Origin of the sequence: Micrococcus sp. KRD026, assembly GCF_017168445.1 — a bacterium.
GTDB lineage: Bacteria > Actinomycetota > Actinomycetes > Actinomycetales > Micrococcaceae > Micrococcus > Micrococcus luteus.
This window is the reverse complement of record NZ_JABFBA010000009.1, coordinates 34,413-54,239: the sequence shown is the minus strand read 5'-3', so window position 1 is coordinate 54,239 and position 19,827 is coordinate 34,413. Positions and strand designations below refer to the sequence as shown.

Below are 19,827 nucleotides of genomic sequence, written 5' to 3'. Positions count from 1 at the left end.
GCCATGTCCCGCATCATCGCCGGCGCGGCCGCCGGGCGGCCCCTGACCGCCGTCCCCGGCACCGGCACGCGCCCCACCACGGATCGCACCAAGGAGGCCCTGTTCTCCTGGCTCGAGGCCCGCGACTGGCTGGACGGGACGGCCGTGCTCGACCTCTACGCCGGCTCCGGCGCCCTGGGGTGCGAGGCCGCCAGCCGCGGAGCGGCATCGGTGCTGCTGGTCGAGCGGGACCGGAAGGCCGTGGCCGCGTGCCGCGCGAACGCCGCGCTGGTCAACCGGGCGCGCGGGGCCGACGTCGTGCGCGTGGGCGCCGGAAGCGTGGAGCAGGCGCTCGCGGCGGAGGCCGTGTCCGTGGACCTGATCCTGGCCGACCCGCCGTACCCGGTGGCCGGCCCGCCGCTCGAGGCCGTGGTGGAGGCGGCGGCCGGGCGGCTCGCCCCGGGCGGGCTGCTCGTGCTGGAGCGGGCGGCCCGGGACGTGGCGCCGCGCCGGCCGCGCGGCCTCGAGGAGGTCGAGGTGCGCGTCTACGGCGAGACCGCCCTGTACCTCTGGCAGGACGAGCGCTGACTCCGCCCACCCGCTTTCGTTCGGGAAACGGCGGCGTGTCGGCCTGCTTTCGTTCGGGAAACGGCGGCGTCTCGGCCCGTTCTCACCGGGGAGACGGGAGGGCGGAACGGACTGGGCTCAGCACGGAACCGCGAGCACGGCGGCCGCCGTTTCCCGAACGAAAATGCTCCGGGGACCGCCGTTTCCCGAACGAAAGTGCTCCGGGGGCCGCCGTTTCGTCAACGAAAGCGTCGGGGGTCAGGCCGCGCGCAGCCGCGGGGCCGCCTCGGCCAGGCGGCGCATCGCCTCGTCGATCGCATCGGGGGACTTGCAGAACGCCAGCCGCAGCCACGACCGCAGGTGGCCTCCGTCCGGGCGGCAGAGCGCGCCCACGGGGATGCCCGTGACGCCGGCCTCACGCGTCCACCGCACCGCGGCCTCGGCCGCGTCCGTCACACCCCACGGGGCCAGGTCCACGACGACGAAGTAGCCCGCCGCCGGGACGACCGGGTCCAGGCCCGCCTCCCGCAGGCCCGCCACGAGCCGATCCCGGGCGTCGCGGTACCGCTCGCGCTGGCCGGCGAGGTGTCGCCCGGCGTCGTCGGTGGGCAGGTAGGCACCCAGCGCGCGCTGGAAGGCGGGGCCGGAGGAGTAGGTGAGGAACTGCTTGACGGCGCGCGCGGCCCCGACGAGCTCGGCCGGGCCGGTCAGCCAGCCGACCTTCCAGCCGGTGACCGCGAACGCCTTGCCCGCGCTGGAGACCGTCAGGGCGATGTCCTCGGCGCCCGCGACCGAGCGCAGGCCGACATGCTCGCCCTCGTAGACGAGGTGGTCGTAGACCTCGTCCGCGAGGATCAGCACGCCCCGGGACCGGCACAGGGCCACGAGCTCCTCGAGCAGCTCCCGCGGATAGACCGCGCCCGTGGGGTTGTGCGGCGTGTTCACGATGAGCAGGCGCGTGCGGTCGGTCATCGCCGCGGCCACCCGTGCCGGGTCCGGCAGGAAGTCCGGCGCCTCCACCGGCACGCTCACGTGCCGGCCGCCGGCCAGGGCGATCGTGGCGGCGTGCGAGTCGTAGAACGGCTCGACCGTGACGACCTCGTCGCCCGGGCGCACGAACGCCAGGACCGTCGCGGCGATGCCCTCGGTGGCACCCGTGGTGATCATGACCTGCGTGGCGGGGTCCTCCGTCACGCCCCAGTGGCGCCGGCGGTGCTCCGCGACGGCCCGCCGCAGCGCGGGGTCGCCCGTGCCGGGGGCGTACTGGTTGGGGCCCGCCAGCACGGCGTCGGCCGCCAGCCGCAGCAGCGCGTCGGGGCCGTCGGCGTCGGGGAAGCCCTGGCCGAGGTTCACGGCCCCGTGCTCGACGGCGAGGCCCGTCATCGTCTCGAACACGGTGGGCACGGGGCCGGCGTCACCGAGCAGGCCCGCGGCCGCCGCCGTGCGACGCCACGGCGCGTCCACGTCGACGTCGTGCCGTGCTGCTCCGGGGGTGGGCTGGGTTCCGTCCATGGCCGCACTGTACCCATCGCGGCGGACCGCACACGGCGGCGCACGCCGCGTCCGTCACGACCGCGACGCGCCGGAGCCGGACCGGACGGGCGTCCGTCGCCGCTCGGCGCGGCCCCCGCTAGGCTGGCACCCATGCGTCGTGCCGTCTGCCCTGGTTCGTTCGATCCCCTCCACAAGGGGCACGTCGAGGTGATCGCGCGAGCCGCGAACCTCTTCGAGGAGGTGGTGGTCGCCGTGTCCTCCAACCCGGCCAAGACGTACCGCTTCAGCGTGGACGAGCGCATCGCCATGATCGAGGCGACGGTGTCCTCCCTCGCCGGTGTCGCGGTCCGGCCCATGGGCCCGGGCCTGCTGGCCGAGTTCTGCCGACAGATCGGCGCGGACGCGATCGTCAAGGGGCTGCGCGGCGGCGCCGACCTCGAGTTCGAGGCACCGATGGCCGCGATGAACCGCCACCTCACCGGGGTCGAGACGGTCTACCTCCCGGCCGACGCCCGGTACACCCACGTGTCCTCCTCGCTCATCAAGGAGGTCCATGGACTCGGTGGCGACGTCGCCGAGTTCTGCCTCTTATACACATCTCCGAGCCCACGGGACGGAAAAAAAAAAAAGCCGGGGATCGCGCGCGGGGTCCGGGGCGATCTCCACGGGCGGCGGCGCGGCGGGCGTGGGCACGAGACGCCGCCAGAGGCCGTGCAGCGCCCGCTCGGCGGCCTCCCACCCGTGGCGGGCGGTGATCTCCGGGGAGCGCGCGGCCGCGGTCAGCTCGGTCCGTCGCGCCAGGAGGTCGCGCACGGCCCGGGCGAGGTCCGCCGCGTCCCCGGGGGCGAACACGGTCCCCACCCCCTGCTCCCGGACGAAACGGGCCTGCTCGCGCAGGTCGGACACGATCAGCGGCAGACCCGCCAGCAGGCATTCACGCAGCTTGGTGGCCACCGCGCTCTCGTGGGCCGGGGTGGGGAGCAGAGGGCTCACGCCCGCGGTGGCGGAGGAGACGTACCACGTCACAGAGGCCGAGGGCACGTAGTCGACGATGTGCATCCGGTCGGCGACGTCGAGCTGGGCAGCCCGGTCGCGCAGGCCCTGCCGGGCGCCGGGGTCGGGGGAGCCCACGAACGCGACGTGGACGCCGGGCAGCAGCGGCAGGGCGTCCACCAGCGTGCCCACGCCGCGGACCTCGGCCAGCTTGCCGACGTAGACGAGCAGCGGGACGTCGTCGGACAGGCCCAGCTCGGTGCGCAGGGGCAGGCGCTCGGCCGGGTCCATCGGGACCTGCGTGCCCCACGGCCCGTTGATCACCGTCACGGGGCGTTCCGGCAGGGCGTGGTACTCGCGCATCCGGTCGGCCAGTCCGTCCGTGACGGCGACGACGGCGTCGGCCTCGTGGATCAGCTCGGCCTCGGCCGCCTTCCACGCGATGCGCTGGTCCACGGGCCCGGGCATCATCTGGCCGGGCAGCCACTCGTGGGCGTCGTAGACCCACGGCACCGGCGACAGCCCGCGCGCGGCGCGGTAGCGGTCGTAGGCGGCCGCGGCGGGCAGGGGGTGGCGGTCGTGCACGTGGACGAGGTCGGGCGCGAGGTCGATCAGGGCACGCAGGAAGCCGTCCTCGTAGTCCGCGATCAGGGGCCAGACTTCGCGCCAGGCGCCGGTCCGCCCGGCGGAGAAGTTCTTCAGTGCGCGCCGGCCCCGCGTTGCTGCCGGGCCCCGGCGGCCCCGCACCGGGCCGAGGCGGTCCAGGCGACGGGCGGCCCGGCCGAGTCGGCCGCGGGCCCCGTCAGGCAGGGCGTGGGGCGACAGCCCGCGCACCACGGCCTGGGGCAGGCCCGCCCCGGACTCGTGGGCGAGGTCCCAGGCGGTCATCACCGCAGCCTCCTCGGGGTCCAGCACGGCGGACCAGTCCGTCGCGTCCGGCCGGGCGGTCCCGTGCAGGGTCTGCCACGCCAGGTGCCGCCGGAACGTCACGGGCACACGCAGGATGGGCACGGACCCGTACCGGCCGAGGTTGAACGTCGTGCGGTGCGAGACGCCCACCACGACGACCTCGTAGCCGGCGCGCACCGCAGAGACCGCGGCCTTCTCCACGCGCGAGTCTCCGACGACCTGGTTCCCCACCAGCATCGCCATCCGGGGTCGGCGGGGGGCGGGCGTGGCGACAGGCATGGGACTCCTTCTCGGCGAGGTCAGGTGGCGGCGCCCCCCAGGACCCGACGGACCAGGGCAGGCACGACGTCCTCCTCAGCATAGGTGTGCGCCACGTCTCGCCGGGCCTGGGCCACGGCGGACCGCCAGGCACGCGCGTCAGCAGTGGCCCGGCGAAGGGCGTCGGCCATGGTGGCCACGTCCGGGCTCAGCCACGCGGCGGGGTAGAGCAGGTCGGCGCCCGCCCACGCGAGTGCGGCCGGCAGGCAGCCGTGCGCGGCGCCGTCGGGCAGCGTGAAGTGGAACGACTCGAAGTCCGAGACGGAGAGCGCGACGCCCACCTGGGCGTACCACGCGGGCATGTCCGGCCCGTGGGGGTCCCAGGCCACGGCTCCGGCGAGCATCGGGTCGGTCTCGATGCGGCGCAGCTGCGCCCGGTAGTAGGCCGCCGCGGTGGGGCGCTGCGCCATCCAGCCGACCTCCTCCGGGTGGTGGCCGCGGATCCGGAGCGTGTGGCGGGGCTCGACCCGCCGGAGCGTGGCCAGCAGGTCGAGGGCGCGGTGCAGTCCCTTCCGCTCGGGCAGCACGCCGACCAGCCCGAGCACGAAGCGCCGGTCGTCGTCGCCGTCCGGGAGCGTGGGCGGCACGGCCACTGCGTTCGGCACCACCGAGGTCCGCGCGGCCGGGAAGCGGGTGTCCCGCAGCACCTGGGCGCGCACGTGCTCGGCCACGAACACCCACTCGTCCAGGGCGTCCTGACGCACCCGGGACGGGAACGCGGTGCCCGCCTCCTGCAGGTGGAGCCTGCTGGTCAACCGCGTGGTGCGGTGCGGAGAGTCCAGGTGCCGGGAGTACCAGGCGAGATTGCCGAGGCTCCATTCGCAGTGCACCACGTCCGCCCACGCGGCCAGGGCGCGGCTGCGCTCGACGTCGTGGCGGGCGTGGCCGCGCCAGGCGTCCACGCGCACCTCGTGCCCGTCCGCCCGCAGCCGGTCCATCAGCGCGCCCGCGAACTTCAGGTCGTGGCCCGCGACGACGACGCGGCGCGGCTCCGCGGTCACCCGCACCCGGGGTGCCGATGCGGCGGTCGGGCCGGCGGCCTCGGCGGGCGTGAGCGAATCCAGGCGCGCCGCCCGGCCGGCGGCGGCCAGGCGCTCCCACGTCTCGGCTGCCCGGTCCGGTCCGATCACGGCGCGGCCCGCGCGTGCGGCCACGCGCGCGAGCGCGGGGTCCAGCCGGGTTCCCTCCGGAGCGAGGACCGCATCGACGAGCCCCAGCGCGGCCAGGATCCGCGCCCGGCCGGCCGCCGTCGCCGGGTCCGGGCACGCGACGACGAGCACCCCGGGGAGGCGGGCCCCGGCGGTGCGCAGGGCGGCGATCAGGGCCCCGCGGGAGGCGGGGTCCGTCACCAGCACCGTGCGCAGGCCCGGCGCGCCGGCGGGCTTCTCCAGGTCCGCGCAGCGCCGGGCGGCCAGCTCGGCGGCCGCCTCGACGGACCAGCCGTGCGCGGCCGGCCCGTCCAGCGGCAGGAGCAGGACGGCCGGCGCGGCGGCCGGCCGGGGCCCGAGGGGGGAGAACGCGTCGAGGGAGGGGTCGCGCGCACCCGTCAGGGCGCGGCGCAGCGCCGCCGCCGCCGGGAGCGGGAGCGCGGTCGCCGCGTCCGGCACGTGCACGTCCGACGCACGCCAGGTGCGCTCCGGGAGGGTAGCCGCGCCCCGGGCGCCGCGCGCCGCGCGGAGGGCCGCGGCGCCGGCGTCGCCGGCCGTGGCGGCCGCCCGCTCGCCCACGATGCGGGCCCGGCCCGCCCAGCGACGCAGCCGCGCCCCGGCCGTGTTCACAGCGCGGTGATCCCGGTGGGCCGCTCGCCGCCGGTCCACGCGATGCGCTCCCGCACGAGCTCCGACCGCTTGCGCTCGAGGATCTCCTGGGCCTCCTCGGTCCGCCCCTGGGCCATGGCCCGGGCGTAGAGGTTGTAGCCGCGCGTCACCGCGCGAGGGCTGCCGTCCATCGTCAGGACGCCCCGCTCGATCCAGATCACGCGCTGGCACATCTCCTGGATGGTGCTGAGGGAGTGGCTGACCAGGAACACGCAGCCGGCCTGCTCGCGCAGCTCGTCGAGCCGCTGACGCGTGCGCTCCCGGAACTGGGCGTCGCCCGTGTTGAGCGCCTCGTCGATCACGAGGATGTCCGGGTCCACCGAGGTGGCGATCGCGAACTGCAGGCGCGCGGCCATGCCCGAGGAGTACGCCTTGAGCGGCAGCTGGAGCGCGTGGTCGTCGAGGCCCGACAGGGCGACGACGGCGTTTCGCTTGGCCTCCGCCTCCGCGCGGGACATCCCCATCGCCAGGCAGCCCAGCCGGATGTTGTCCTCGCCGGAGACCTGGCGGACGAGTGCGGCGTTGACGCCCAGCATCACGGGCGTGGAGGTCGCGTAGATGTGGCCGGTGGTCGGGCGCATCTGGCCGGTGATGAGCTTCATCAGGGTGGACTTGCCGGACCCGTTGGTGCCGATCACGCCCACGGACTCGCCGCGTCCCACCACGAACGACAGCGGCTGCAGCGCCTGGACCTCCGTGGTGCGCACGCCCCGGGCGGCGCGGACCCGGCCCCGCAGGCCCCGGTGGGGCTGGACCGCTTCGGCCGAGAGGACGCGGTAGGTCATGGACGCCTCGTCGACGACGACGGAGGGGGTCAGGGGCTCCGCGCTCATCGTTCCTCCCCGTAGGTCTCCTCGGCGCGCCAGAACACCACGGTCCCCACCACGAGCAGGGCCGCCGTCCACGCTGCGAGGACGATCCACCGCATCGGGTCGGCGTCGGAGGCGTACAGCAGGGACTGTCGCGCGATGTCCAGGACGCAGTACAGGGGGTTCAGATGCATGGCGGTCATCAGTGGCGGGATGTTCGCGAAGCGGTCGGCGCTGAAGAACACGGCGGAGATGTAGAGCCAGATCCGGGTGCCGAACGCGATGAGGTTGGACAGGTCGGACCAGCGGGCCACGTAGCGGGCCAGCAGGAGGGAGGCGCCGACGTTGAACAGCGTCTGCAGCGCCAGCAGCGGGATCAGCAGCAGCCAGCGCCACGTGATCTGCTCCATCGGCGGGATGGCGAGGACCAGCACCAGCATCACCACCAGCGTCGGGCCGAAGAGCATCAGCTCTCGGATGTTCGTCGCGATCGGCAGGGTGGCTCGCGGGAAGCGGAAGGCGCGGACGATGGAGAGGTTGGTCGAGATCGAACGCGATCCCGCCGTGATCGCGCTCGAGGTGTAGCGGAACAGGAACACGCCGATGATCAGGTAGCCGAGGAAGTTCGGCACGCCGCGGCCGGTGCCCAGCAGCAGCCCGAACACGAGGAAGTACGCCGCGCCGTCGAGGATCGGGTTGAGGACCATCCAGACGCGGCCGAGCGCGTTGACGGAGTTCGCTCCGGCGATCCGGGAGCGGGAGTCGAACAGGATGAACGAGCGGTACTCCCACAGGGAGGCCAGGTAGCGCGCCAGGCCCGGGCGGGCGCCCACTCGGCGCAGGCTGGTTCCGTCCACGGTCAGGACCGCGGTGCCGCTCGGGACGCGGGGGTCGCCGGTGTCTGCCATGCCGTCGCGGCCTCTCTTCGTGCAGGCGGGGAAGGCGGGCCGGGGCGGCCCGCCGCGAGTCGCCACTCTAGCAACCGGCGGTGCGGCGGCGCCGTCAGTAGACTGGCGCCAGCTCGCGCCCGCGTCGAGCCTGATCGGGCCGCGGCCGCGGTCCGTCGTCCAGTCAAGAGGAGCAACTGTGCCCAAGGTCATGCCCATCTACGGAACCCGCCCGGAGGCGATCAAGGTGGCCCCCATCGTCAAGGCGCTGCAGGCCGACGAGCGGTTCGAGTGCGTGGTGACCGTCACGGGGCAGCACCGCGAGATGCTGGACCAGGTCAACGAGCTGTTCGGCATCGTCCCGGACCACGACCTGAACATCATCCAGCCCCGTCAGACCCTCAACGGCGTGTTCGCCCGCACCCTCGACGGTCTCGACGCCGTCCTCGAGCAGGAGCGGCCGGACGCCGTCGTCGTCCAGGGCGACACCACGACCTCGACGGCGGGCGCCGTCGCCGCCTTCAACCGCGGCATCCCCGTGGTCCACGCCGAGGCGGGCCTGCGCAGCTTCGACATCCTCTCCCCGTTCCCGGAGGAGGCCAACCGCAAGATCACCAGCCAGATCTCGGCGCTGCACCTGCCCCCGACCACCGTGAGCCGGGACAACCTGCTGCGTGAGGCCGTGGCCGCGGAGGATATCTACGTCACGGGCAACACCGTGATCGACGCGCTGCTGGAGGCCGTCAGCCACCAGGTGCCGTTCGAGGACGAGCGTCTGGCCGAGCTGGAGGCGTCCGGCCGTCGCGTCGTCCTGGTGACGACCCACCGGCGCGAGAACCAGGGCGACGCGATGCGCGGCGTCGGGCGCGCCCTGGCCCGCCTGGCCGCGGACCACCCGGAGGTCACCTTCGTGCTGCCGGCGCATCGCAACCCGGTGGTTCGCGAAGCGATCCTTCCCGAGATCGAGGGCCGCGAGAACGTGCTCGTGACCGAGCCCCTGGCCTACGGCGAGTTCACCCACCTGCTGTCTGTGGCCACCGTGGTCCTCACTGACTCCGGCGGCGTCCAGGAGGAGGCCCCGTCCCTCGGCAAGCCCGTCCTCGTGATGCGCGAGAACACGGAGCGCCCCGAGGCCGTGACCGCCGGCACCGTTCGCCTGATCGGCACCGACGAGGAGGTCGTGGTCACCGAAGTCACCCGCCTGCTGACGGATGAGGCCGCGTACAGCGCGATGTCCCAGGCGGTGAACCCCTACGGCGACGGCCGCGCGGCAGAGCGCACGGTCTCGGCGATCGCCGAGCTGCTCGGCGTGGGCGAGCGGCTGCCGGCCTTCGACGGGGGGATCCGGCGTGACCGAGTTCCTCCTCGCCGTCCCGCGTCGGCCCCGCCGGGGTCTCACCCTCGACCTCACCCGGAGCCGCCTGCGCGCGGTCGCTGACGGTTACGCACCGTTCGTGGGCCCGGCCTACGACCAGGAGCCTGTGATCGTGGAGCCCTCCGTCACGACCGTCGCCCTCGTGTTCCAGCGCACTGGTGGCCCCGCGCTTGCCGCTGCCGAGGGGGACCGGTGGGCCGTCACCGGCGGCCATCCCGTGTGGGATGAGCTGATCCGGAATGTCCGCCGGGTCGGCTCCCGTCTCGGGTACGACCGCCCTGTATGGGGTCAGTACGCGGCCGTGATGGTGGAACGCCACGTGGACCGGGTGACCGCGTGGGCCACCGTGCCCGCTTTCGACGGTCTCTACTGGGCGCAGGACTCGGAGCACGTGTACGTCTCCAACCGGCCGCTCCTGGTGGCGCTCGCCCTGGCCGCCGGACACCGGCCGGGCGTGCGCCGGGACGAGCGCTACTTGGCCCACTACCTGTACTCGGGGTACAGCTTCGAGGACGTCACCCCGTTCGAGGGCGTCGCGCGACTGCCGATCGACCGGTCGCTGGAGATCGTGGGGGGCGCCGCCTCTCTCGGGGAGGTCCCCCCGGGCCTGCGCTCGACGCTGACGGAGGACCACACGCCGGAGGAGGGGGCCGAGGCGGCGGCCGCCGCCCTCACCGCGGCCATGGATCGGGTCGAGGACGTGCTCGCCGGCCGCCCTGTGCAGCTGCGGCTCTCCGGCGGGAAGGACTCCCGCACCCTGCTCGCCCTGCTGAAGGGTCGCGACGTCGACGCACGGGCCGTCACCTTCGGTGAGGAGCACGAGCCCGACGCCGTGGTGGCGCGCATGATGACCGAGGCCCTCGGGATGCCGCACGAGGTCACGCAGCCGACCGTCCTGGACGGGGCGGGGCCACGCGAGCACATGCTCTCCACCCTCCGGCAGGCCGGCGGTCAGCCGCTCTCCGAGGCCCAGACGGCCCGCTACCGGGGACCCGACCCGGCCACGCCGGGGGAGGGCATCATGCTGGGGCAGTGGCCGCTGCTCAAGGGCGGCATGGCCCAGCGCCTCACCTACACGGGTTCGCAGGCGCTGCGCCGCATCAAGGCCCGCTCGGCCCCCGAGCTGCTCACGGAGCACCGCCGCCGTCCGGTGGAGTCCGCCCTCGAGCGGTGGTTCCACGAACTCCCCGCGCAGAGCCGGGAGGAGAAGCTCTACCTCTACGCCCGCCACTTCCGCCGGCCCCTACCTGCACGCACACATCGCTCACTACGGCCGGGACGCGACCATCGCCTACCCCCTCGGCGACGCGGAGGTCGGTGCCGTGGCGGACGCCCTCTCCTTGTCCGAGAAGGTGTCGCAGCGTGCGCTGTTCGGCGCCATGGCCCGGATCTGGCCCGAGGTCATGGCCGTCCCGCTGGGCAACAACTCCTGGGCCTTCGAGCACGACGGGCCCGACCCGGACTGGTCCGGCCCGCATCACGCAGCCCGCACCGCTCCGCTGCCGACGGTCGAGCCCGTCCCGCGCACCGGCCCGCGCCGCGTGGGCGAGTTCTCCGGCAGGACCCTCCTGGCCCTGTGCCGCGGCCTCATGGACAGTCCGCATCCGGACGTGCTCCAGGACCACCTGTCCGAGCCGATCCTCACCGCCGTCGTCGAGTCCGCCCTGCACGGCACGGTGAGCCCCCCGGAGGGCATGGAGCGGCGCGTCTTCGCCCGCCACCTGTGGCGCATCGCGCTCGCGGACCAGTGGTACGGCTGGGAGTGGATGCCGGCCTGAGCCCCCCGACGACGACGTCCCCGGACCTGCCAGGTCCGGGGACGTCGTCGTTCGGTGGACGCCGGCGCTCAGCCGAGCTCGCGTCCCTCCATCCGGCGCGGGTCCACGTCCGGGTCGACCTTTGGCAGGGAACCGGTCCGCGGTCCGCCGGGGGCGACCGGCAGGTTGGTCTCCGGAGCCCGCGCCCAGGCGAGGGCGCCGACGGCGATCACCGCCCCCGTCACCACGAAGCCCCAGCCGTAGCCGGCCGCGTCCACCACGAGGCCCACGAGCAGCGGGCCGAGGATGGCCCCCAGGTCACCGGACATCTGCGCAGCGGACATCACCGGACCGGCCTTGCGGTCCTGGCCCACGAGGTCCGCGACGGCGGCCTGCTGCGGGGCGTTGAGGGTGCCGGTGCCGGCACCGGCCAGCGCGCAGGAGACGAGGAACAGCAGGGGCGACTCCAGCCAGCCGATCGCCCCGGTGAACACCGCCATCACGGCCAGTCCCACGAGGATCAGCGGCTTGCGCCCGTGGAGGTCGGAGAGCCGGGAGCTGGAGGCCACCGCGAGGACGTTGCCGGCCGCGAACACGGACAGCGCCAGTCCGGCCATGAGCTGGCGGTTCTCCTCGGTGATGCCCCATCCCAGGAGCGCCGTCCCGGTGAAGGCGCTCGCGGCGAACAGCGGCGTGATGGCGTTGCGCACCCCGAAGGTCGCCCACCCGTTGGCGAACATGGAGGTCAGGGCCGCGCGGTAGGAGCGGTGGCCCAGCGCCTCGCGCAGGGGCATGACGGGCCGGGTCTCCCCGCGGGCGCGGTCCTGCAGGCGGGTGTCCCGGAGCATGACGAACACGATCCCGGCGGCGATCACGAGCGAGGTCCCGTAGATCAGGAACGGCACCCGGAAGCCGAAGACGGCCAGCACGGAGCCGACGATCGGCCCCACGATGTTGCCGATCAGGAACGCCGAGGCGTAGGCGCCCGAGACCCGCCCGCGGATGGTCGGCGGGGACTTGCTGGCCAGGAACGCCATGGCGGACACCGTGAACAGCGTGGAGCCGACGCCGCCGAGCGCGCGGTACAGCAGCAGCTGCGTGTAGTCCTGGGCGAAGGCGATCAGGAACATCGAGGCGGCCACGATCAGCACGCCCGTCATGTACACCGGCGTCTCGCCGAGCCGGTTGGTGAGCCGGCCGGAGACGGGCGCGAACAGCAGGCGGGTGAGGCCGAACGCGGAGACCACGGCGGCGACGGCGGTGGCCGGGTTGGCGAAGTCGGACGCGAACATCTCCGCGTACTGCGGCAGCAGGGGCGCGATGATGCCGAAGCCGATCGCGATCACGAACGCCGCCGCGACCATCACCTTGATCTCGGTCGGCAGGGGCACGCGTGCGGCCGGAGGAGAGGAGGGCATGGCCGCCATCCTCCCACCTCACACGATCCACGGCAGGGGTAGGTTGGCGGCATGAGCCGTCCCCGTGGATTCCGTGTCCTCCCCCGTGCGCGTGCCCGGTCCGCGGCGCTCGCGGTCACCCTGGGCGCCGGTCTCGTGCTGACCGGCTGCACGGCTCCCGACGGGGTCGAGGAGCCGCGGGAGCCCCCCACGGTGACCGCGTCCCCGGCGCCGCCGTCGGCCGCGCCGACGGCCTCGGGGGCCGCGGCGCCGGCCGATCCCGCCTCGGCCTCGGCGAGCACCGCCGAGCTGGCCCGCGCCGAGCTCTACCCCTGCCAGGGCTACGGCCGGGTGCCCCGGCACAACACCGTGGAGTCCAACGCCCGGGACGTGTACGCCTGGCACGTCTTCGAGCCGGTGGCCGTGGGCGACGGGCACGGCGACGTCGACTGGGACGCGGACCCCTACGAGGACGAGGGGTGGCGCCTGTGGCTGGCCTCCCTGCGGTGGATCGGCCCCAGCATCGAGGCCGCCCGCGAGGGGGATGAGGAGGCCTTCGCGGTGGCCGAGCGACTCATCGCGGACTGGGCCGCCGACCATGAGCAGGGCTGGGCGGAGGACCACGACGACCTCGAGGCGAACACGCACCGGCTCAACGTGCTCCTCTGCTTCCGAAGCGTGGTCCTGCAGCGCGAGGGCGGGACGGTGCCGGAGGAGTACGCGTGGGTGGACGAGCTGATCGGCCGCCACGCGGACCAGAACATGGCCCGGTACTCGGCCCGGCACAACCACGGCTCCATGGAGAACCGGGGCCTGCTGGGGGCCGGCTGCGTCCTGGACCGTCCGAAGTGGATGCGGCACGCGATGCAGCGCGTGGAGGCGGATCTGCCGTACCAGATCGACGAAGAGGGTCTGAGTAACGAGGCGGCGCCCCACTACGCCCAGTTCAACTACACCCTGTTTCACGCGATCGACACGACGAGCACCGCCTGTGGAGTCCCGTCGGAGGCCTTCGAGGGCCGTGTCGAGGCCATGGGCGAGGCGCTGCCCCACATGGTGGACTCCACCGGCTCCTACTGGCAGTACGGGGACAGCGCCGAGTATCCGGTCAAGCCCTTCACCGGGATCAGCGAGGGTCTGCGCTACGCCGCGACCCAGGGCGCCGAGGGTGTCGCCCCCGCGGACCGTGTCCGCGCCTTCGAGAACGGCCCCGTGTTCGGGCGCTCCTCCTGGGGCACCCCCGAGGAGGGCTTCCGGCAGGCGGCGAGCTGGATGCTGCGCTCCGGCACGGGAACCGAGAAGAAGGCCCACCGGGGGGACCTGCTGCAGTTCCTGTACACCGCGCGTGGTCGTCAGGTCATCGAGGACGGCGGTCACCCCGGCATCGTGACGGACGACTGGCGGCCCTGGGGTCTCGGTCCCACCGCGCACAACGTGATCCACCTGCCCACCCTCGAAGAGTTCCCCGGGACGGTGCGGCCGAGCGGACCTCGTTGACGGTGTCGCCGGACGGCTCGGCCGACGGCGCCTCGGCCCGACAGGCACTGACCGCGGGCGGGGAGCGGAGTCGGTCCGTGCTGGTGCTCACCGAGCCGGACGCCGCCGTGGTGGTGGACCGCACCCGGATCGAGGACGGGCGCGCCGGCCACGTGGTGGAGAGCCTGTGGAACCTGCCGACCGAGTTCACTGCGGAGCGGATCGCCCCCGACACGGTCCGCGCCGTCGAATCCGCCTCGGGTGAGGCCACGACTCTGGTCCAGGTCCGCCTGGACGGGGCGTCGGTGGGGGAGGACGACCTGGCGATCCACCGAGGCCGGATGGATCCGGAGGGCCACCTGCACCGCGGCTGGCACTATCCGGCGGAGCAGGTGCGGGAGGAGGCCACCCAGGTCGCCTTCCGTTCGGCCGGGCCCGAGGCCGGCCTGGTCTCGGTCTTGATCCCGGCCGGGTCCGAGGACGAGGTCGGCGTCGAGGTCGAACAGCACGACGACGGCACGCTCACCCTGGTGGTCCGCGGCGCCGAGGGCACGGCGCGAGTGGGGATCGACGCGGACGGGACGCCGACCCGGCTGCCGTGAGCCCCGGGCGCGGCCCGGGGGATCCCCCCGGGCCCGGTGAGAACCCATGTGCGAGACTGGGCACGTGGAAATCGTGCTCATCATCTCAGTCGTCCTCGCCCTGCTGGTGGGCGGTCTCATCGTCGGCCTGCTGGACCGCCGGCCCGCCCCGCCGAAGGGCTCGTACCAGGGGGTGCGCGACGCGGACGACCCGCGCCCCGGGCCCCGCCACGCGGCGCCCGGCGGGTCCACCGCGGTCCTGGAGCGTCCCGACGCCGAGGAGGCGACGGTCGACGTCGCCGAGCCAGAGGTCGTCGAGGAGGTCGAGACCGCCCCCGCGGCCCCCGAGCTGGAGCGCCCCGAGGCCGCCGGCTCGCGTCTGTCCCGCCTGCGCGCCCGGCTGCTCAAGTCCAACAACGTGTTCGGCAAGGGCCTGCTGGCCCTGCTCTCCCAGGACCGCATCGACGAGGACGTCTGGGACGAGATCGAGGAGACCCTCCTCATGGCGGACCTCGGCACCGAGCCCACCATGGAGCTCGTCGACCGCCTCAAGGCCCGCGTCACCGTGGAGGGCACCCGCGACCCCGAGCAGGTCCGCGCGCTGCTGCGCGAGGAGCTCGTGGCCATGGTGGACCCGTCCATGGACCGCCGCCTCGCGGCCACCCGCCGGGACGGCCGCCCTGCCGTGACCCTCGTCGTGGGCGTCAACGGGGTCGGCAAGACCACCACCGTGGGCAAGCTCGCTCGCGTGCTCGTGGCCGAGGACCGCGACGTGGTCCTGGGCGCCGCGGACACCTTCCGTGCCGCCGCCGCCGAGCAGCTGGCCACGTGGGGCGCCCGCGTGGGCGTGCCCACGGTGCGCTCCGAGAAGGAGGGCGCCGACCCGGCCTCGGTGGCGTTCGAGGCCGTGGCCGAGGGCATCCGCGCGGAGGCCGACGTCGTGCTCGTGGACACCGCCGGCCGCCTGCAGAACAAGTCGAACCTCATGGACGAGCTGGGCAAGATCAAGCGCGTCATCGAGAAGCAGGCGGAGGTGGACGAGGTCCTGCTCGTCCTCGACGCCACCACGGGCCAGAACGGCCTGACCCAGGCCAAGGTGTTCGCCGAGGTCGTGGACGTCACCGGCATCGTGCTCACCAAGCTGGACGGCACCGCCAAGGGCGGCATCGTCGTCGCCATCCAGCGCCAGCTGGGGGTGCCGGTCAAGCTGATCGGCCTCGGCGAGGGCGCGGACGACCTCGCCCCCTTCACCGCCGAGGGCTTCGTGGACGCGCTGCTGGCCGACTGACCCGCCGCGCCGCGCACCGGGCCCCTTCCGACGTCGTCGGGAGGGGCCCGCTGCGTCCCCGGTCACCCCCGGCGGCGCGGCGCGTCACATTGCGTCCGATTCCGTGCGCGCCACCGTGCCGCGCCTCACGCTCCGCTACGCTCCTTGAGCAACGGTCCGATCCTGGACCGGGCGACGACGCCGGACGAACGGCGTCGACGCGGCGGGCGTCCGGCTCAGACCGAGGAGACGCCCATGAACGAGATGACCCTGGACGCCGGAACCGTGTGGATGGTGGTGAGCGCAGGCCTCGTCCTCTTGATGACACCGGGGCTCGCCCTGTTCTACGGCGGGATGACCCGCTCGAAGTCCGCGCTGAACATGATGATGATGTCCTTCGTCTCGATGGGCCTGGTCGGCGTCGTGTGGATCCTCTGGGTCTCCGGCATGACCGGCGGCGAGGGCTGGCTCGGCCTCGTCGGCAGCCCGCTGGCCGACCCCGGCCTCACCACCGCGATGGAGGAGGGCGGTCTGATCGCCGCCGGCTTCGGCGCCACCTTCGCCATCATCACGGTGGCCCTCATCTCGGGCGCGGTCGCGGACCGCGCCCGCTTCCTCACCTGGTGCGTGTTCGTGCCGGTGTGGGTGACCCTGGTCTACGCGCCGCTGGCCTACATGGTGTGGGGCGGCGGCCTGCTCGCCGAGGAGGGCGCCATCGGCTCGCGCCTCGGCGAGGCCCTGGACTTCGCCGGCGGCCTCGTGGTGCACATCAGCGCCGGCGTGGCGGCGCTCGTCCTGGCCCTGATGATGGGCAAGCGCAAGGGCTTCGGCGTGGACCCCGGCCACAAGCCGCACAACGTGCCCTTCACCATGCTGGGCGCCGCCCTGCTGTGGTTCGGCTGGTTCGGCTTCAACGGCGGCGCCGCCGGCGACACGGGCCAGCTCGGCCTGATCTGGATCAACACCCTGGCCGCCGCCGCGGCCGGCATGCTCGGCTGGGTCGTGGTGGAGTGGGTGCGCCGCGGCCGCCCGACCTCGATCGGCACCGCCTCCGGCATCGTGGCCGGCCTCGTCGGCATCACTCCGGCGTGCGCCTTCGTCAGCCCGCTCGGCGCCCTGGTGATCGGCGTGGCCTCCGGCGCGGCCAGCGCCCTGGCCGTGAACCTCAAGTACCGCCTCGGCTTCGACGACTCCCTCGACGTGGTGGGCGTGCACCTGACCGCCGGCATCCTGGGCACCGTGCTCATCGGCTTCTTCGCCCTGCCCTCCGAGGGCCCCGCGGGCCTGTTCTACGGCGGGGACGGCCGTCTGCTGCTGGCCCAGACGGTGGCCGTCGTCGTGGCCGTGGTGTTCACCGCGGTGCTCACCTTCCTCATCGCGCTCGTGCTCAAGGCCACCCTGGGCCTGCGCGTGAGCGAGGAGGACGAGGAGCGCGGCGTGGACCTCACCCTGCACGACGAGTCGGCCTACCACTACGACGTCGGCTTCGGCGGCGTCCCGGTCCCGGCCGAAGCGCAGGCCCATCGGGGCGGCGCCGCCGGCTGACCCCTCCAGCCGGGTTGCTAGGCTTGGCGGGCGCCGCGGTGGATGCCGCGGCGCCCGCGACCGACCGCGTCCGGATCAGTCGACCCCGCTTCGAAGGATCACACCCGCCGTGTTCAACTCCCTGTCCGACCGCCTCACAGCCACCTTCCGCAGCCTCAAGGGCAAGGGGCGGCTGAGCGAGGCGGACATCGACGCCACCGCACGCGAGATCCGCCGCGCCCTCCTGGACGCCGACGTCGCCGTGCCCGTGGTCCGCCAGTTCATCGCGCAGATCAAGGAGCGCGCCCTCAGCGCCGAGGTCGCCCAGGCCCTGAACCCGGGCCAGCAGGTCGTGAAGATCGTCAACGAGGAGCTCGTGGGCATCCTCGGCGGCGAGACCCGGCGCATCCAGCACGCCAAGACGGGCACCACCGTCATCATGCTCGTGGGCCTGCAGGGCGCCGGCAAGACGACCCTCGCCGGCAAGCTCGCCCACCTGCTCAAGTCCCAGGGCCACACCCCGCTGCTCGTGGCCTGCGACCTCCAGCGCCCGAACGCCGTGAAGCAGCTGCAGGTCGGCGGCGAGCGCGCCGGCGTCCCGGTCTACGCGCCGCACCCCGGCGTCTCCTCCGAGTTCGAGGCCGCCACCGGCGACCCGGTGCAGGTGGCCCGCGACGGCGTCGCCGAGGCCAACACGAAGTACCACGACGTGGTCATCATCGACACCGCCGGCCGCCTCGGCGTGGACGCCGAGCTCATGCAGCAGGCCGCGGACATCCGCGCCGCCGTGGACCCGGACGAGGTGCTCTTCGTCATCGACGCGATGATCGGCCAGGACGCCGTGGCCACGGCCCAGGCGTTCAACGAGGGCGTCGGCTTCACCGGCGTCGTGCTCACCAAGCTCGACGGCGACGCGCGCGGCGGCGCCGCCCTGTCCGTCCGCCACGTGACCGGCAAGCCGATCATGTTCGCCTCCACGGGCGAGGGCCTGAAGGACTTCGAGGTCTTCCACCCGGACCGCATGGCCTCGCGCATCCTCGACATGGGCGATGTGCTCTCCCTGATCGAGCAGGCCGAGCAGAACTGGGACCGCAGCGAGGCCGAGAAGATGGCCCGCAAGTTCGCGGACCAGGAGGACTTCACCCTCGACGACTTCCTCACCCAGATGCAGCAGCTCAAGAAGATGGGCTCGCTGAAGAAGATGCTCATGATGATGCCGGGCGCCCAGGGCATGCGGCAGCAGCTCGAGCAGTTCGACGAGTCGTCGATCGGCCGCGTCGAGGCGATCATCCACTCGATGACCCCGCACGAGCGCGTGGCCCCCAAGATCATCAACGGCTCGCGCCGTGCCCGCATCGCCCGCGGCTCGGGTGTGAGCGTGTCCGAGGTCAACGGCCTGCTCGAGCGCTTCGCCGAGGCGCAGAAGATGATGAAGCGCATGGCCGCCGGCGGTGGCATCCCCGGCATGCCCGGTATGCCGGGCGGCGCCTCCCGCAAGGCGAAGGGCAAGGGCAAGAACGCCAAGCGCGATCGCGTGAAGTCCGGCAACCCCGCCAAGGCCGCGGCCGAGCGCAAGGCGATCGAGGAGCGGCGCGCCCGCGCCGCCCAGGCACAGGCCGGGGCCGTGTTCGGCCGCGACGGCGCGGGGACGGACGGCTTCGACCCGTCCACCCTCAACCTGCCGGCGGGCTTCGAGAAGTACCTCAAGGACCGCTGAGTCGCCCGCTGCCCGGTCGCGGCGCGCCGGGTGTGCACCGGCCCGCCCGATCTGGCAGAATGACACGGTACTGAGCGTGAGCCCGGACGACCCTCTATCCTCCGCTGCGCTCCGTTCCGTGTGCCAGGTCGTCGACGCCCGCTGCCCCCACGCGGCGTCGTGCCCCGGCCCCCCAGATCCACTGAAGGAGAACCACACTCGTGGCTGTCAAGATTCGTCTGAAGCGGTTCGGCAAGATCCGCGCCCCGTTCTACCGCGTCGTCGTCATGGACTCGCGCACCCGCCGCGATGGCCGTGCCATCGAGGAGATCGGCAAGTACCACCCCACCGAGGAGCCCTCGTTCATCGAGATCGACTCGGAGCGCGCCCAGTACTGGCTCTCCGTCGGCGCCCAGCCGACCGAGCAGGTCGCCGCGCTGCTGAAGGTCACCGGTGACTGGCAGAAGTTCAAGGGCGAGTCGGGCGCCGAGGGCACCCTGAAGTCCAAGTCCGAGAAGGAGGCCTTCGTGGCCCCCGAGAAGGGCTCGGTCATCCTGCCGGAGGAGCCGAAGCAGGAGGAGGCCCCGGCCGAGTCCGAGCAGGCCGCCGAGGCTCCGGCCGAGGAGGCCGCTGAGGCTCCGGCCGAGGACGCCGAGAAGTCCGAGTGACCATGCTGACCGAGGCCCTCGAGCACCTGGTGCGCGGCATCGTGGACACGCCCGAGGCGGTCCGCGTGGACGCCCGCTCCCAGCGGCGCGGCGACATGCTGGAGGTCCGCGTGGCCCCCGAGGACCTGGGTCGCGTGATCGGCCGCCAGGGTCGCACCGCCACCGCGCTGCGCACCGTGCTGGACGGCCTGGCCGGCCACCCCGTCCGCGTGGACGTGGTGGAGACCGACCGCCGCTCCTGACGGCCCGTGACGCACGGCCCGCCCGCCCCTCACCGGGTCGGCGGGCCGTCGTCGTCTGCGGCCCCGCCCCC

General features: G+C 73.7%; 16 protein-coding genes and 2 pseudogenes. 12 read left to right on the top strand and 6 right to left on the bottom strand.

The window, feature by feature from the left end:
* The first annotated feature begins 3 nt into the window (after positions 1-3).
* Positions 4-567: a 16S rRNA (guanine(966)-N(2))-methyltransferase RsmD gene (gene rsmD / locus J1M40_RS03345; protein ID WP_206450477.1), complete on the top strand. Its 564-nt coding sequence runs from the start codon at positions 4-6 to the stop codon at positions 565-567.
* A gap of 237 nt (positions 568-804) precedes the next feature.
* On the opposite strand, the gene J1M40_RS03340 is transcribed toward rsmD, so the two are convergent.
* A complete protein-coding gene (locus J1M40_RS03340; protein WP_145015474.1) occupies positions 805-2,058 on the bottom strand; it encodes an aminotransferase class I/II-fold pyridoxal phosphate-dependent enzyme in 1,254 nt (417 codons plus the stop codon).
* Between the two features lie 132 nt (positions 2,059-2,190).
* Here J1M40_RS03340 and coaD point away from each other — a divergent pair.
* Positions 2,191-2,622 (top strand): annotated as a pseudogene (gene coaD / locus J1M40_RS03335) (pantetheine-phosphate adenylyltransferase); the annotation flags it as partial.
* Between the two features lie 6 nt (positions 2,623-2,628).
* Here coaD and J1M40_RS03330 read toward each other — a convergent pair.
* The 4 genes from J1M40_RS03330 to J1M40_RS03315 are packed head-to-tail and all read right to left on the bottom strand — an operon-like array spanning position 2,629 to position 7,794.
* Positions 2,629-4,221 carry a glycosyltransferase family 4 protein gene (locus J1M40_RS03330; protein ID WP_241252036.1) on the bottom strand — a complete coding sequence of 531 codons (1,593 nt, stop codon included), beginning with the start codon at positions 4,219-4,221 and terminating at the stop codon, positions 2,629-2,631.
* A gap of 20 nt (positions 4,222-4,241) precedes the next feature.
* A complete protein-coding gene (locus J1M40_RS03325) occupies positions 4,242-6,038 on the bottom strand; it encodes a hypothetical protein (protein ID WP_285139025.1) in 1,797 nt (598 codons plus the stop codon).
* The gene (locus J1M40_RS03320; protein WP_206450475.1) at positions 6,035-6,910 is read right to left on the bottom strand and encodes an ABC transporter ATP-binding protein; all 876 of its coding nucleotides are present in this window, start codon (positions 6,908-6,910) and stop codon (positions 6,035-6,037) included. Before J1M40_RS03320 ends, J1M40_RS03325 begins: the two co-directional genes overlap by 4 nt.
* A complete protein-coding gene (locus J1M40_RS03315; RefSeq protein ID WP_144879132.1) occupies positions 6,907-7,794 on the bottom strand; it encodes an ABC transporter permease in 888 nt (295 codons plus the stop codon). Before J1M40_RS03315 ends, J1M40_RS03320 begins: the two co-directional genes overlap by 4 nt.
* A gap of 178 nt (positions 7,795-7,972) precedes the next feature.
* On the opposite strand from J1M40_RS03315, the gene wecB reads away from it, so the two are divergent.
* The 3 genes and pseudogenes from wecB to J1M40_RS03300 all read left to right on the top strand — a co-directional run bounded on the left by wecB (position 7,973) and on the right by J1M40_RS03300 (position 10,926).
* Complete coding sequence (gene wecB / locus J1M40_RS03310) at positions 7,973-9,211, top strand: non-hydrolyzing UDP-N-acetylglucosamine 2-epimerase (RefSeq protein WP_285139021.1); 1,239 nt, start codon at positions 7,973-7,975, stop codon at positions 9,209-9,211.
* Between the two features lie 241 nt (positions 9,212-9,452).
* Positions 9,453-10,079, top strand: a pseudogene (locus J1M40_RS13015) (asparagine synthase-related protein); the annotation flags it as partial.
* Between the two features lie 409 nt (positions 10,080-10,488).
* Positions 10,489-10,926 (top strand): hypothetical protein, encoded by a 438-nt coding sequence (locus J1M40_RS03300; RefSeq protein ID WP_206450474.1) that lies wholly within the window; start codon positions 10,489-10,491, stop codon positions 10,924-10,926.
* A 68-nt stretch (positions 10,927-10,994) separates the two neighbouring features.
* Here J1M40_RS03300 and J1M40_RS03295 read toward each other — a convergent pair whose 3' ends face one another.
* Positions 10,995-12,323 carry an MFS transporter gene (locus tag J1M40_RS03295; protein ID WP_206450473.1) on the bottom strand — a complete coding sequence of 443 codons (1,329 nt, stop codon included), beginning with the start codon at positions 12,321-12,323 and terminating at the stop codon, positions 10,995-10,997.
* A gap of 51 nt (positions 12,324-12,374) precedes the next feature.
* Between J1M40_RS03295 and J1M40_RS03290 the strand changes: the two genes are divergently transcribed.
* From J1M40_RS03290 to J1M40_RS03260, 7 genes are all read left to right on the top strand, one after another.
* Positions 12,375-13,799 (top strand): alginate lyase family protein, encoded by a 1,425-nt coding sequence (locus J1M40_RS03290; protein ID WP_206450472.1) that lies wholly within the window; start codon positions 12,375-12,377, stop codon positions 13,797-13,799.
* Between the two features lie 77 nt (positions 13,800-13,876).
* Entirely contained in the window at positions 13,877-14,380 is a 504-nt protein-coding gene (locus tag J1M40_RS03285; RefSeq protein ID WP_206450471.1) for a hypothetical protein, read from the top strand.
* A 46-nt stretch (positions 14,381-14,426) separates the two neighbouring features.
* Positions 14,427-15,647, top strand: coding sequence for a signal recognition particle-docking protein FtsY (gene ftsY, locus J1M40_RS03280; protein WP_206450470.1), 1,221 nt, complete (start codon positions 14,427-14,429; stop codon positions 15,645-15,647).
* Between the two features lie 243 nt (positions 15,648-15,890).
* Positions 15,891-17,171 (top strand): ammonium transporter, encoded by a 1,281-nt coding sequence (locus J1M40_RS03275; RefSeq protein WP_241252056.1) that lies wholly within the window; start codon positions 15,891-15,893, stop codon positions 17,169-17,171.
* Between the two features lie 109 nt (positions 17,172-17,280).
* Positions 17,281-18,867 (top strand): signal recognition particle protein, encoded by a 1,587-nt coding sequence (ffh, locus tag J1M40_RS03270; protein WP_145015486.1) that lies wholly within the window; start codon positions 17,281-17,283, stop codon positions 18,865-18,867.
* A 200-nt stretch (positions 18,868-19,067) separates the two neighbouring features.
* Positions 19,068-19,514, top strand: coding sequence for a 30S ribosomal protein S16 (gene rpsP / locus J1M40_RS03265; RefSeq protein ID WP_020628324.1), 447 nt, complete (start codon positions 19,068-19,070; stop codon positions 19,512-19,514).
* A 2-nt stretch (positions 19,515-19,516) separates the two neighbouring features.
* A complete protein-coding gene (locus tag J1M40_RS03260; RefSeq protein WP_029248213.1) occupies positions 19,517-19,756 on the top strand; it encodes an RNA-binding protein in 240 nt (79 codons plus the stop codon).
* Positions 19,757-19,827: the final 71 nt, after the last annotated feature.

What these genes read in the sequence shown, in the direction of transcription:
- rsmD (WP_206450477.1), top strand. Translation starts at nt 4, where the DNA reads ATGTCCCGCATCATCGCCGGCGCGGCCGCCGGGCGGCCCCTGACCGCC.
- J1M40_RS03340 (WP_145015474.1), bottom strand. Translation starts at nt 2,058, where the DNA reads ATGGACGGAACCCAGCCCACCCCCGGAGCAGCACGGCACGACGTCGAC.
- J1M40_RS03330 (WP_241252036.1), bottom strand. Translation starts at nt 4,221, where the DNA reads ATGCCTGTCGCCACGCCCGCCCCCCGCCGACCCCGGATGGCGATGCTG.
- J1M40_RS03320 (WP_206450475.1), bottom strand. Translation starts at nt 6,910, where the DNA reads ATGAGCGCGGAGCCCCTGACCCCCTCCGTCGTCGTCGACGAGGCGTCC.
- J1M40_RS03315 (WP_144879132.1), bottom strand. Translation starts at nt 7,794, where the DNA reads ATGGCAGACACCGGCGACCCCCGCGTCCCGAGCGGCACCGCGGTCCTG.
- J1M40_RS03295 (WP_206450473.1), bottom strand. Translation starts at nt 12,323, where the DNA reads ATGCCCTCCTCTCCTCCGGCCGCACGCGTGCCCCTGCCGACCGAGATC.
- J1M40_RS03290 (WP_206450472.1), top strand. Translation starts at nt 12,375, where the DNA reads ATGAGCCGTCCCCGTGGATTCCGTGTCCTCCCCCGTGCGCGTGCCCGG.
- ftsY (WP_206450470.1), top strand. Translation starts at nt 14,427, where the DNA reads ATGTGCGAGACTGGGCACGTGGAAATCGTGCTCATCATCTCAGTCGTC.
- J1M40_RS03275 (WP_241252056.1), top strand. Translation starts at nt 15,891, where the DNA reads ATGACCCTGGACGCCGGAACCGTGTGGATGGTGGTGAGCGCAGGCCTC.
- J1M40_RS03260 (WP_029248213.1), top strand. Translation starts at nt 19,517, where the DNA reads ATGCTGACCGAGGCCCTCGAGCACCTGGTGCGCGGCATCGTGGACACG.